The 13,308-nt window shown below is 66.0% G+C and carries 11 protein-coding genes; 10 read left to right on the top strand and 1 reads right to left on the bottom strand.

Features of this window, described 5'->3' with window-relative positions; all coding sequences use genetic code 11:
* Nucleotides 1-14: 14 nt before the first annotated feature.
* Nucleotides 15-2,756: a DNA polymerase I gene (polA, locus tag ACQ5BL_RS17480; RefSeq protein ID WP_243808634.1), complete on the top strand. Its 2,742-nt coding sequence runs from the start codon at nt 15-17 to the stop codon at nt 2,754-2,756.
* Between the two features lie 269 nt (nt 2,757-3,025).
* On the opposite strand, the gene yihA is transcribed toward polA, so the two are convergent.
* Nucleotides 3,026-3,679 carry a ribosome biogenesis GTP-binding protein YihA/YsxC gene (yihA, locus tag ACQ5BL_RS17475; RefSeq protein ID WP_207885843.1) on the bottom strand — a complete coding sequence of 218 codons (654 nt, stop codon included), beginning with the start codon at nt 3,677-3,679 and terminating at the stop codon, nt 3,026-3,028.
* A gap of 190 nt (nt 3,680-3,869) precedes the next feature.
* Between yihA and ACQ5BL_RS17470 the strand changes: the two genes are divergently transcribed.
* The 9 genes from ACQ5BL_RS17470 (at nt 3,870) to ACQ5BL_RS17430 (ending at nt 13,305) form a co-directional block, all read left to right on the top strand.
* Nucleotides 3,870-4,160 carry a c-type cytochrome gene (locus tag ACQ5BL_RS17470; RefSeq protein WP_207885842.1) on the top strand — a complete coding sequence of 97 codons (291 nt, stop codon included), beginning with the start codon at nt 3,870-3,872 and terminating at the stop codon, nt 4,158-4,160.
* Between the two features lie 47 nt (nt 4,161-4,207).
* A complete protein-coding gene (locus tag ACQ5BL_RS17465) occupies nt 4,208-4,813 on the top strand; it encodes a c-type cytochrome (RefSeq protein WP_243808635.1) in 606 nt (201 codons plus the stop codon).
* 168 nt (nt 4,814-4,981) lie between these two features.
* The gene (locus ACQ5BL_RS17460; protein WP_152219063.1) at nt 4,982-5,623 is read left to right on the top strand and encodes a thiol:disulfide interchange protein DsbA/DsbL; all 642 of its coding nucleotides are present in this window, start codon (nt 4,982-4,984) and stop codon (nt 5,621-5,623) included.
* 10 nt (nt 5,624-5,633) lie between these two features.
* Complete coding sequence (locus tag ACQ5BL_RS17455; protein ID WP_207885839.1) at nt 5,634-6,506, top strand: endonuclease/exonuclease/phosphatase family protein; 873 nt, start codon at nt 5,634-5,636, stop codon at nt 6,504-6,506.
* Entirely contained in the window at nt 6,503-8,416 is a 1,914-nt protein-coding gene (locus ACQ5BL_RS17450; protein WP_430293197.1) for a diguanylate cyclase domain-containing protein, read from the top strand. The genes ACQ5BL_RS17455 and ACQ5BL_RS17450 overlap by 4 nt, the downstream gene beginning before the upstream one ends.
* 150 nt (nt 8,417-8,566) lie before the next feature.
* Nucleotides 8,567-9,337: a DeoR/GlpR family DNA-binding transcription regulator gene (locus tag ACQ5BL_RS17445; protein WP_207885837.1), complete on the top strand. Its 771-nt coding sequence runs from the start codon at nt 8,567-8,569 to the stop codon at nt 9,335-9,337.
* Between the two features lie 16 nt (nt 9,338-9,353).
* Nucleotides 9,354-11,189, top strand: a complete 1,836-nt coding sequence (glmS, locus tag ACQ5BL_RS17440; RefSeq protein WP_243808637.1) for a glutamine--fructose-6-phosphate transaminase (isomerizing) — start codon at nt 9,354-9,356, stop codon at nt 11,187-11,189.
* A gap of 350 nt (nt 11,190-11,539) precedes the next feature.
* Nucleotides 11,540-12,541: an NAD-dependent epimerase gene (locus ACQ5BL_RS17435; protein ID WP_243808638.1), complete on the top strand. Its 1,002-nt coding sequence runs from the start codon at nt 11,540-11,542 to the stop codon at nt 12,539-12,541.
* A 23-nt stretch (nt 12,542-12,564) separates the two neighbouring features.
* On the top strand, nt 12,565-13,305 hold the full coding sequence (locus tag ACQ5BL_RS17430; RefSeq protein ID WP_207885834.1) for a glycosyltransferase family 2 protein: 741 nt from the start codon (nt 12,565-12,567) through the stop codon (nt 13,303-13,305).
* The last annotated feature ends 3 nt before the right edge of the window (nt 13,306-13,308 follow it).

Below are 13,308 nucleotides of genomic sequence, written 5' to 3'. Positions count from 1 at the left end.
GGTTGATTCCCCTCATGAGCCAAGCACCCCTCGTCCTCGTGGACGGCTCTTCCTACCTGTATCGCGCCTTCCATGCCCTGCCGCCGCTGACCACCTCCACCGGCATGCCGACCGGCGCGGTGAAGGGCGTGCTGAACATGCTCAAGAGTCTGCGCAAGCAGTACCCCGACAGCCCCTTCGCGGTGGTGTTCGACGCCAAGGGCCCGACCTTCCGCGACGCGCTCTTCGCCGAGTACAAGGCCAATCGCCCGTCGATGCCGGACGAGCTGCGCGTGCAGGTCGAGCCGCTGCACGCCAGTGTGCGGGCGCTGGGCCTGCCGCTCTTGTGCGTGGAGGGCGTGGAGGCGGACGACGTGATCGGCACCCTGGCCCGGCGCAGCGCCGCGGCGGGGCGGGCGGTGGTGATCTCGACCGGTGACAAGGACATGGCGCAGCTGGTCGATGGGCACATTACGTTGGTCAACACCATGACCGGAAGCGTGCTCGACCCCGATGGCGTAAAAGAGAAATTCGGTGTCGGTCCTGAGCTGATCATCGATTACCTGGCACTGATGGGCGACAAGGTGGACAACATTCCGGGCGTGCCCGGCGTGGGCGAGAAAACCGCGCTGGGCCTGCTGGTCGGCGTCGGTGGTGGCCTGGATGTGCTCTACGCCAGCCTGGACAAGGTGCCCGAGCTGCCGATCCGCGGTGCCAAGGGCCTGCCGGCCAAGCTGGAAGAGCATCGCGAGATGGCTTTCCTCTCCTACGAGCTGGCGACCATCAAGACCGACGTCGAACTGGACGTCGAAGTCGATGCGCTGCATCCGGGCGAGCCACAGCGCGAGGCGCTGATCGGCCTGTACCGCGAGCTGGAATTCAAGAACTGGCTGGACGACCTGCTGCGCGAGGCCAAGGACGAGGGCGGCGGCGACGCCGAGGCCGTGTCGATCCAGGCCACCGCCCAGTACGACACCGTGCTGGAGCAGGCCGAGTTCGACGCCTGGCTGAAGAAGCTGGAAGCCGCCGACCTGATCGCCTTCGACACCGAGACCACCAGCATCGACCCGCAGCAGGCGCAGGTGGTGGGCGTGTCCTTCGCGGTCAAGGAAGGCGAGGCCGCCTACGTGCCGCTGGCCCACAGTTATATGGGCGTACCGGCACAGCTGGATCGCGACGCCGTGCTCCGCGCCCTCAAGCCGCTGCTGGAGGACCCGAAGAAGCGCAAGGTCGGCCAGCACGCCAAGTACGACATGAATGTCCTGGCCAACGCCTCGACGCCCATCGCCGTGCAGGGCATCGCCTTCGACACCATGCTCGAATCCTACGTGCTGGACTCCACCGCGACTCGCCACGACATGGACAGCCTGGCGCTCAAGTACCTGGGCCACAGCACCATCCGCTTCGAGGACATCGCCGGCAAGGGCGCCAAGCAGTTGACCTTCGACCAGATCGCCATCGAGCAGGCCGGCCCCTACGCGGCCGAGGATGCCGACGTGACCTTGCGCCTGCACCAGACCCTGTGGGCCAGGCTGCAGGCCATCCCGTCGCTGGAGAAGGTCCTCACCGAGATCGAGATGCCGCTGGTGCCGGTGCTGGCGCGCATCGAGCGCAACGGCGCGCTGGTCGATGCCAACCTGCTGGGCAGGCAGAGCGTCGAACTGGGCGAGAAGATGGTTGAGCTGGAACGCAAGGCCTATGACCTGGCCGGGCAGGAGTTCAACCTCGGCTCGCCCAAGCAGCTGGGCGCCATCCTTTATGAAAAGCTCGGCCTGCCGGTGCTGGCCAAGACCGCCACCGGCCAGCCGTCCACCGCCGAGAATGTCCTCGCCGACCTCGCCGAGCAGGACTACGAGCTGCCCAAGGTGATCATGCAGTACCGCTCGCTGAGCAAGCTCAAGAGCACCTACACCGACAAGCTGCCGGAGCAGATCAACCCGCGCACCGGGCGCATCCACACCAGCTACCACCAGGCGGTGGCGGCGACCGGCCGGCTGTCCTCCAGCGACCCGAACCTGCAGAACATCCCGATCCGCACCGCCGAGGGCCGGCGCATCCGCCAGGCCTTCGTCGCGCCCAAGGGCTACCAGCTGCTGGCGGCTGACTATTCGCAGATCGAGCTGCGCATCATGGCCCATCTGGCCAAGGACGAAGGCCTGCTGGACGCCTTCCGCCACGACCGCGACGTGCACCGCGCCACCGCCGCCGAGGTCTTCGGCGTGCCGCTGGACGAGGTGACGGGTGATCAGCGCCGCAGCGCCAAGGCGATCAACTTCGGCCTGATCTACGGCATGAGCGCCTTCGGCCTGGCCAAGCAGATCGGCGTCGAGCGCAAGGAGGCCCAGGCCTACATCGACCGCTATTTCGCCCGCTATCCCGGCGTGCTCGCCTACATGGAGCGCACCCGCGCCCAGGCCGCCGAGCAGGGCTTCGTCGAGACGCTGTTCGGCCGCCGCCTGTACCTGCCGGAAATCGCCTCGAAGAACGCCGCCATGCGCAAGGCCGCCGAGCGCACCGCGATCAACGCGCCGATGCAGGGTACCGCTGCGGACATCATGAAACGCGCCATGGTGGCTGTGGATAACTGGCTGCAGGACAGCGGGATCGACGCCCGCGTGATTCTCCAGGTGCACGACGAACTGGTGCTGGAGGTGCGCGAAGATCTGGTACAGCAGGTCAGCGACACCATCCGCCCGCTGATGAGCGGCGCGGCGGAGCTGGACGTGCCGCTGGTGGTCGAGGCCGGCGTGGGTGCGAACTGGGACGAGGCACACTGACGAACGGTCGAGAGGCCCGGGTGGCGGGCCTCTCACTCGGCCGATGAGCGGTAGTTCAGGGGCTTGCGGAAAATATTTTCGTGGCCTGCTGAACTTTCCCGCAAAGGCCCCAGTCAGAACACGTGAATGGCTGGTGAAGCCCTTCGATGCTCCTTTGCAGTGTTTAGTGTTGGCAGATTACTGGACCCCGCCCTAGCGGTCCGGACTTAAACCCCGAACTTCCCCCTCCCCATACGAAGCTCGGGGTTTTTTTTGCCTGCGATTTGGCCTCAGGCTTCCTCGCCGGCCTCCTCTTCCTCGTCATCCAGCAGCCCCAGCCAGCCGGCCAGGACCATCTGTGCCTCTTCCACGCCCTGGCGCTTGGGCGCGGAGAACAGCTGCAGGGTGGCGACGTCGCCCCAGCCCTGCTGGATTTCCTTGCGTACCTTGAGCAGCGCGTTCTTCGCCGCGCCGAAGGCGAGCTTGTCGGCCTTGGTCAGCAGCACGTGGATCGGCAGCCGGCTGGCCTGGGCCCAGTCGAGCATCAGGCGGTCGAAATCGGTCAGCGGGTGACGGATATCCATCAGCAGTACCACGCCGGCGAGGGCGTTGCGGCTGCTCAGGTAGGCCTCCAGGTGCTGCTGCCAGTGCAGCTTCAGCGGGATCGGCACCTTGGCGTAGCCGTAGCCGGGCAGGTCGACCAGGCGGCGTTCGTCATCCAGGCGGAAGAAGTTCAGCAGCTGGGTGCGGCCCGGGGTCTTGGAGGTGCGCGCCAGGTTCGCATGGGTCAGGGCGTTCAGCGCGCTGGACTTGCCTGCGTTGGAGCGGCCGGCGAAGGCGACTTCCAGGCCGGTGTCTTCCGGGCATTGGTTCACCTTGGCGGCGCTGATGAGGAAAGTGGCCTGTTGGCACAGGCCGAGAATCGGGTTTTTCGCAGGGTTCATCGAGGACATTGGCATCTTCGCAGAGGGGTGCGACCAGGTGTCGCGGGGAGCGGGCTCGTTTCCGTTTCGGCATTGGAAGTATATAATGCCGCGGATTTTGTGTGCGCTTTATCCCCCAGGGTCGGGCGCCACGGGGACCCCATTAGCCCGCGCATCAGAACGCGGACGTTCCCAGACGATGAGGATAATCATGAAGAAACTGCTGTTCGCAGCCATCGTTGCCGCGCTGGCCACCAGCGCTCAGGCCGCTCAGGATCCGGAAGCCGTGTTCAACCGAGCCTGTGGCGCCTGCCACAGTGGCCAGTTGCCGATGGCGCCGAAGAAGGGCGACGCCGCAGCGTGGAAGCCGCGCCTGGAAAAGGGCATGGACACGCTGGTGCAACATGTGACCAACGGTTTCAACGCGATGCCTCCTCGCGGCCTGTGCACCGACTGCAGCGCCGAGGATTACCAGGCCATCATCCAGTGGATGTCCAAGTAATCCCGGAAGCCCTACTCTTTCACCCTTAGCCGTTATTGGATTAGCTGATGAACAAATTGATCGTGAGTCTGCTGTTGACCCTGGGCCTTACCGGCGTTGCGCACGCCGCTGGCGATGCCAAGGCCGGTCAGGCGAAAGCTGCTGTGTGCGGCGCCTGCCATGGCGCCGATGGCAACAGCATGGCGCCGAACTTCCCGAAACTGGCCGGCCAGGGTGAGCGTTACCTGCTCAAGCAGATGCACGACATCAAGGAAGGTCGCCGCACCGTGCTGGAAATGACCGGCATTCTGACCAACGTCAGCGATCAGGACATGGCCGACATCGCTGCCTACTTCTCCAGCCAGAACGCCAGCATCGGCATGGCCGATCCGAAACTGGTCGCCCAGGGCGAAGCCCTGTTCCGTGGCGGCAAGCTGTCCGAAGGCATGCCGGCCTGCACCGGTTGCCACAACCCCAGCGGCCTGGGCAACGCCGCCGCCGGCTTCCCGCACCTGGGTGGCCAGCACTCGGCCTACACCGCCAAGCAGCTGACCGCCTTCCGCGAAGGCGAGCGCACCAACGACGGCGACGCCATGATCATGCGCAGCATCGCCGCCAAGCTGTCCAACAAGGACATCGCCGCGATCTCCAGCTACATCGAAGGCCTGCACTAAGCGGCGCGCCGGGCGGAAATCGCCGGGATGAAAAAAGGGTGGCTTCGGCCGCCCTTTTTCGCATCCGCCGCCACTACAATGCTGGAACCGTGCCTGGCGCCTCAGGTCAAAACCGCTTCATCCCGCCGCGCCCGAGCGAGGCGGATCCGCTCAGCCAAGGAGTGAACCATGCGTAACCTGATTTTCACCGCCGCGCTTGCCTTTGCCGGCCTGTTCGCCCTCAACGCGAATGCCACCGAGTTCGAAGCTGGCAAGAGCTACACCGAGCTGAGCCAGGCCGTGCCTGTGTCCCAGCCGGGCAAGATCGAGGTGGTGGAGCTGTTCTGGTACGGTTGCCCGCATTGCTACGCCTTCGAGCCGACCATCAATCCGTGGATCGAGAAGCTGCCGGCCGACGTGCACTTCGTGCGCATCCCCGCCATGTTCGGCGGCCTGTGGAATATCCACGGCCAGCTGTACCTGACCCTGGAATCCATGGGCGTGGAGCAGAAGGTTCACCACGCGATCTTCGAAAAGCTGCACAACAATCCCAAGAGCCTGACCACCCCGGAAGAAATGGCCGCCTTCGTGGCTGAGCAGGGCCTGGACAAGGACAAGTTCCTCAGCACCTACAACTCCTTCGCCATCAAGGGCCAGATCGAGAAGGCCAAGAAACTGGCAATGGCCTACCAGATCAGCGGCGTACCGACCATGGTCGTCAACGGCAAGTACCGCTTCGACATCGGTTCGGCCGGCAGCCCGGACGCCGCGCTGGAGCTGGCTGACCAGCTGATCGCCAAGGAACGCGCCTCCGCCAAGGCCGCTCAGTAAGGAGCTGGCGATGCTGCGCCGGCGGACTCGCGATCGTGTCGCAGGGGCCTGCGTCCCGAAGGTGAATCCCGTCCAGGGGAGCGCCTCCGGCTTGCCCGACGACGGCCGGCTCCGCCTGCTCAGCTTCAACATCCAGGTCGGTATCAGCACCGAGCGATACCGGCATTACCTGACTCGCGGCTGGCAGCACCTGCTTCCGACCGCGGGGCGGGCCAGCAACCTGCAGCGCATTGGCGAGCTGCTCGCCGACTACGACGTGGTCGCACTGCAGGAGGCCGACGGCGGCAGCATCCGCTCCGGCAACATCAACCAGGTCGAGCACCTGGCCCAGCTCGGTGCCTTCCCCTACTGGTACCAGCAGCTCAACCGCAATCTCGGGCGTATCGCCCAGCACAGCAACGGCCTGCTCAGCCGCCTGCAGCCCACCGCCCTGGAAGATCATCCGCTGCCCGGCCCGCCCGGACGCGGTGCGATCCTCATGCGCTTCGGCGAAGGCGAGGACGCCCTTGCGGTGGTGATGATGCACCTGGCCCTGGGGGCGCGAACCCGCACCCGCCAGCTCGCCTACATCCGCGAACTGCTGCAGGGCTACCGCCACCAGGTGCTGATGGGCGACATGAACACCCACGCCGCCGATCTGCTGGAAAGCTCGCCCCTGCGCGATCTCGGGCTGATCGCGCCGCAAGTGGAAGCCACCTTCCCCAGCTGGCGCCCGCAGCGCTGCCTGGACCATATCCTGCTCAGTTCCGAGCTGGCGCTGGAGCGCGTCAGCGTCCTGCCGCAACCGATTTCCGATCACCTTCCGGTGGCCGTGGAAATCCGTTTGCCGGATGCCTTGCGCACCTCCTCGTCGCTTGCGTTGCGCGGCGAGGCCCCTGAATGAGTCGCGAAGCCGAGCCACGCTGGAAACAGAAGTATCTCGATAACCTCGAGCAGCAGGAAAAGCTCGAACGGCGCTGGAACGCCCGCGTCGACCTGCTGCGCCGCGGCCTGGTGCGCAGCAGCCTGGCGGCCGAAGGCAGCGACAAGGCGGTGGACGCCTGCATGAAGGAGCTGCGCGAGGTCCTGCGCCGCGACGAGATGGACGCTGGCCTTGCCCGCCTGATTCCGCAACTGGAACGTGCGGTGCTCGACTCCGAACAGCGCCGCCAGCAGCGTATCGAACAGAACATCGCGGCACTCTCCCAGCTCGCCCAGCAACTGCTGGCGCTGGAGCTGCCGGGAGAGGTGCGCAAGCCGCTGAAGAGCTTCGCCCGGGACATCGCCGCGCGAGCCAGCAGCTCCCGCGAGCTGCCGGCGCTGCTGTCTGAGTTGAGTGGTTTGCAACGTCGGGTACTGGAGCACTTCGACGGCGCTGGCGGCGAGCAGCGCCCCGGCCTGCTGCAACGCCTGTTCGGTGGTCGTGAAGCGGCCGCCGATGCGCCGGAAGAGCCGCTGGCGGCGACTGTCGCCGTGGCCGAGGCGCCCTTGGCCGAGGCAACGGTGCTGGGCGAAGCGGTGGCGCACCAGGCCGAATCCCTGGCACCTGCACCTGCACCTGCACCTGCACCTGCACCTGCACCGGTCGAGCCCGTTGCCGAACAGGCCAATGTGGCGACCAGCCCGGTGATTGCCGAAGTGCCGGCCGTATCTCCCGGCGTAACGTCCGCTCCGGCCCTGCTCGACAGCCTGCCATTGCCCCCCGGCCTTTTCGGTGAACCCGCCGAGGCAGCCGACCCCTACGCCCTGCCGGCGCGTCCGGAGCCGGGCTACAGCGCAGTCGCTCCGCATATCGAAGCCAGCCTGCTGCACCTGCTGGACGAAATGCACCTGCCGATGACCCACCAGCCCCAGGCCGATGCCCTGCGCACGCGGATTCACGGCAGCCTCAACTGGTACGAACTGGTGCCGGTGCTGGATGACCTGGCGGCGCTGGTGCTGTCGCTCAACGACAGCGGGCAGCGCGAGTTCGAAGGCTACCTGCACCAGCTCAACGAGCGCCTGGGCGCCTTCCTCGACGGATTGCAGGCCGTACATGACAACCACGCCGGCGCCAGCTCCAGCGCCCGCAGCCTGGACGACACGCTGCGCGAGCACGTCAGCGGGCTGAAGGACAGCGTGCTGGAGGCCACTGACCTCGAGAGCCTCAAGCGCCATGTGGAAAGCCGCCTGCAAGGGCTGGTCGGGACCATGGACCAGTTCCGCGAGGAGCGTGAAGCCCGTGAGCGCGAAGTGGGCGAGCGTATCCAGTCGCTGATGACGCGGGTGGCGAGCATGGAAGCCGAAGCCCAGACCTTCAAGGCCAACATCGAGGACCAGCGCCAGAAGGCCATGACCGACGCGCTCACCGGCCTGCCCAACCGCGCCGCGCTGATCGAGCGCCTGGAGCAGGAAGTGGCGCGCTGGGAGCGCTCCGGCGGCGATCTGCTGCTGGCGATCCTGGATGTGGACCACTTCAAGCGCATCAACGACGACTTCGGCCACCTGGCCGGCGACAAGGTACTGAAGATCATTGCCACGGAGCTTTCCAAGCGCCTGCGCAAGACCGACTTCATTGCCCGCTTCGGTGGCGAGGAGTTCGTCGTGCTGCTGCCCGCAACGCCCCTGGAAGGCGGCCAACGGCTGCTCGACCTGCTGCGCGGCGCGGTGGAAGCCTGTCCGTTCCACTTCAAGGGCGAGCGCCTGGTGATCACCTGCTCGGCCGGCTTGACGGCCTTCCGAGCCGGCGAGCGTGGTGATGTGGCCTTCGAGCGCGCCGACCAGGCGCTGTATCGCGCCAAGCGGGGCGGGCGCAATCGGCTGGAAGTGGACTGAGCCCCGCTCGGTGTTCCCGTAGGGCGTACAACCGCGAACGGTTGTATGCCCTACAGAAAAACTTTCCATTCACGCCATCAAATCTTGACGAACGAAAGCTCTTGGGTTTTGATTCGCACACTTATCTTTCGAATCGAAACTTAATCGTTCATGTCGAAACGCAACACGCCGCAACGCCGCCACGACATCCTGGCGCTGCTCGCCGAACAGGGCGAGGTCAGCGTGGACGACCTCGCGCACCGTTTCGCCACCTCCGAGGTCACCATCCGCAAGGACTTGGCCGCCCTCGAAGGCAATGGCCTGCTGCTGCGCCGCTATGGTGGCGCGGTACCGATGCCGCATGAGCTGATCGGCGAGCCGAGCCAGCCGCTGTCGCGCTACAAGCAGGCCATCGCCCGGGCGGCGGCGAGCTGCATCCGCGAGCATGCGCGGATCATCATCGACAGTGGCAGCACCACCGCGGCGTTGATTCCCGAGCTGGGGCGCAAGCCGGGCCTTGTCGTGATGACCAACTCCCTGAGCGTCGCCAACGCCCTGCGCGAGCTGGAGCGCGAGCCGGTGCTGCTGATGACGGGCGGAACCTGGGACCCGCACTCCGAGTCCTTCCAGGGCCAGGTCGCCGAGCAGGTGCTGCGTTCCTACGACTTCGACCAGCTGTTCATCGGCGCCACCGGCCTGGACATCGAGCGCGGCACCACCACCTTCAATGAATTGCTGGGGCTCAGCCGGGTCATGGCCGAGGTCGCCCGCGAAGTGATCGTGATGGCCGAGGCGGACAAGCTGGGTCGCCGTATCCCCAACCTGGAACTGCCCTGGAGCAGCGTCCAGATCCTGATTACCGACGAACGCCTGAGTGACGAGGCGTTCGAACTGATCCAGGCGCGTGGCGTGAAAGTGATCCGCGCGCGCTGCGAAGACTGAAAAGGAGAGCCAATCCATGTGTGGAATCGTAGGCGCCATCGCCGAACGTAATGTGACCCCGATCCTCGTCGAAGGCCTCAAGCGCCTCGAATACCGTGGCTATGACAGTGCCGGGGTGGCGGTAGTCGAAGGTTCCGGCGCGTTGGAACGCCGCCGCCGCGCCGGCAAGGTGTCCAGCCTGGAGCAGGCCATCGAGGAGCAGCCGCTGCTCGGCCGCCTGGGCATTGCCCATACCCGCTGGGCCACCCATGGCGCGCCCACCGAGGACAACGCCCACCCGCACTTCTCCCATGGCGAGCTGGCGGTGGTGCACAACGGCATCATCGAGAACCACGATGCGCTGCGCGAAATGCTCAAGGCGCGTGGCTACGTGTTCACGTCGCAGACCGACACCGAAGTCATCGTCCACCTGCTGCACCTGCGCCTGAGCGAGATGGGCGATCTCACCGTCGCGCTCAAGGCCGCGGTCAGCGAACTGCACGGTGCCTACGGGCTGGCGGTGATCAGCGCCAAGCAGCCGGATCGAATCCTCGCCGCCCGCAGCGGCAGCCCGCTGGTGATCGGCCTGGGCCTGGGTGAAAACTTCCTGGCATCCGATCAGTTGGCCCTGCGCCAGGTCACCGACCGCTTCATTTATCTGGAAGAAGGCGACATCGCCGAGATTCGCCGCGACAGCATCCAGCTGTGGGACGTGAAGGGCAATCCGGTGCAGCGCGAGGCCGTGCGTTACCACGAAGGCGCCGAGGCCGCCGATAAGGGCGAGTACCGCCACTTCATGCTCAAGGAGATCCACGAGCAGCCCTCCGTGGTGCAGCGCACCCTGGAAGGTCGTCTGGGCACCGAGCAGGTGCTGGTGGACAATTTCGGCCCCCAGGCCCGCGAACTGCTGGCCAAGGTGCGCAACGTGCAGATCGTTGCCTGCGGCACCAGCTACCACGCCGGCATGGTGGCCCGGTACTGGCTGGAAAGCCTGGTTGGCATTCCCTGCCAGGTCGAAGTGGCCAGTGAGTTCCGTTACCGCAAGGTCGCGGTCCATCCGGATTCGCTGTTCGTCACCATTTCCCAGTCCGGCGAAACCGCCGACACCCTGGCCGCCCTGCGTTATGCCAAGGAACTGGGCTTCCTCTCCAGCCTGGCCATCTGCAACGTCGCCACCAGTTCGCTGGTGCGCGAGTCGGACATGACCCTGCTGACCAATGCCGGCCCGGAAATCGGCGTGGCCTCGACCAAGGCCTTCACCACCCAGCTGGTCGCCCTGCTGCTGCTGACCCTGGGCATCGGCCAGGTGCAGAAGCGCCTGAACGACGGCGTCGAGGCCGAACTGGTGGCCGAGCTGCGCCGCCTGCCGACCCGCCTGGAAGAAGCCCTGGCAATGGATAAGGTGGTGGAGAAGATCAGCGAGCTGTTCGCCGAGAAGCACCACACCCTGTTCCTCGGCCGTGGCGCGCAATACCCGGTGGCGATGGAAGGTGCGCTGAAGCTCAAGGAAATCTCCTACATCCACGCCGAGGCCTATCCGGCCGGCGAACTCAAGCACGGCCCGCTGGCCCTGGTGGACGCCGACATGCCGGTGGTCACCGTGGCGCCGAACAACGAACTGCTGGAGAAGCTCAAATCCAACCTGCAGGAAGTGCGCGCCCGTGGCGGTGAACTGGTGGTCTTCGCCGAAGGCGGCAGCGGTATCGCCAATGGCGAAGGCACCCACGTGGTGGGCATGCCGGCGATCCACGATTGCCTGGCACCGATCCTCTACACTGTGCCGCTGCAGCTGCTGTCCTACTACGTCGCGGTGCTCAAGGGCACTGACGTCGACCAGCCGCGTAACCTCGCCAAGTCCGTGACCGTGGAGTAAACCGTTCGCCGTCGCGATCCCCGCGGTGTCGGCACCTTGCGCCGTCACCGCGGTCCTTCCTTTGCCCGCTTCTGATGTGTAGGCGTTTTCGTCGTAATGCCGTCACACTTTCTCTACTAATCTTTCACAAATTCTTCTCACGCCTGCCAAGACGATGAGTCAGCCTTTGCGCGGCGTCCTAGACGGATGCCGTGCGTAGCCGAGCCCCTTGCGGCCCGGACCATCAAGACCAGGGATCGGCCCTTGCCGGTCACCACAACAACACTCTGGCTCGGGCGACCCATGACGATCACAGCGTTCGTGCAGACAAGGGATATTCCTGCCCCCGGCTTCAGCTGGGGACTGTATCCATGAAGTTCCTGGTCACCGGCGCCGCCGGTTTCATCGGCTTCCACACCGCGCAGCGGCTGTGCCGCGACGGCCACGACGTGGTCGGCATCGACAACCTCAACGATTACTACAGCGTCGAGCTCAAGCAGGCCCGGCTGGCGTTGCTGCGCCAGGAGCGCAACTTCCGCTTCGAGCAGCTGGACATCGCCGATGGCCCGGCCCTGGCCCAACTGTTCCAGCGTGAGCGCTTCGAACGGGTGATTCACCTGGCCGCCCAGGCCGGGGTGCGCTACTCGCTGGAAAACCCCCAGGCCTACGCCGACGCCAACCTCACCGGCTTCGTCAACCTGCTCGAAGGTTGTCGCCATGGGCAGGTCGGCCATCTGGTGTATGCCTCCAGCAGCTCGGTGTATGGCATGAGCCGCGACATGCCGTTCAGCACCGACATGGCAGTGGACCAGCCGGTGTCGCTTTACGCCGCGACCAAGCGCGCCAACGAGCTGATGGCGCACACCTACGCACACCTCTACCGCCTGCCGGTCACCGGCCTGCGCTTCTTCACCGTCTACGGCCCCTGGGGCCGTCCGGACATGGCGCTGTTCAAGTTCACCCGGGAGATCCTCGAAGGCCGCCCCATCGATATCTACAACAACGGCGAGATGTCCCGCGACTTCACCTACATCGACGACGTGGTGGAAGGCGTGGTGCGCATCCAGGACTGCCCGGCCGAGTCGGGCGAGCACGGCGAGGCGCCGGTGGCGCTCTACAACATCGGCCGCGGCGAGCCGGTACGCCTGCTCGACATGGTCGAGTGCGTGGAGAACGCGCTGGGGCGCCGGGCCGTTCGCAACTATCTGCCGCTGCAGCCGGGTGACGTGCTGCAGACCTGGGCCGACGTCGAGGCGCTGGCACGGCGCACCGGTTTCCGTCCGGCGACTTCGCTGCAGAGCGGCGTCGAGCGTTTCGTTCATTGGTACCGCGAGTTCTACGCGATTGAAGAGCCCTGCGCCGGCGCGGCGTGAGGGTCATGGAGCAAGATCCGAGCATGTCCAACAGCCCTTATGTGTCGGTGCTGATTCCGGCGAAGAATGAAGCCGAGAACCTTCCCGGGCTCCTCGAGGAAGTCCGCCAGGCCCTGGCCGGCGAGGTGTTCGAAGTCATAGTGGTCGACGATGGCAGCACCGACGCGACCCGCGCCGAGCTGCAGAAGCTGCAGCAGGGCGGCTATGCCGAGCTGCGGGTGCTGACCCACGAGCGTTCGCTGGGCCAGAGCACCTCCATCTATCACGCCGCCGAGGCCGCCCGTGGCCGTTGGCTGGCGACCCTGGACGGCGACGGACAGAACGATCCGGCGGACATCCCCGGGATGCTCGCCATGGTCCGCGCCGCCGACTGCCCGGCCGACCTCAAGCTGATCGCCGGGCACCGGGTGAAACGCCAGGACAGCGCCAGCAAGCGCTGGGCCTCGCGTTTCGCCAACCGCCTGCGCGGCCGCCTGCTCAACGACCACACGCCCGATACCGGTTGCGGGCTCAAGCTGATCGAGCGCGAAGCCTTCCTGCGCCTGCCGTATTTCGATCACATGCATCGCTTCATTCCGGCGCTGATCCAGCGCCACCAGGGCCGCATGCGCGTGCACCCGGTGAACCACCGGCCGCGCAATGCCGGGGTGTCCAAGTACGGCAACCTGGACCGGGCGCTGGTGGGCATCCTGGACCTGTTCGGCGTCTGGTGGCTGATCCGTCGCACACGCCTGGATGCGGTTCCCCGCGAACTGGGGCGCTGACCC

The sequence above is a fragment of the Pseudomonas sp. B1-22 genome (genome assembly GCF_050474425.1).
Lineage (GTDB): Bacteria > Pseudomonadota > Gammaproteobacteria > Pseudomonadales > Pseudomonadaceae > Pseudomonas.
The sequence above is the reverse complement of the archived record's forward strand: the minus strand, read 5'-3'. Positions and strand labels throughout refer to the sequence as shown.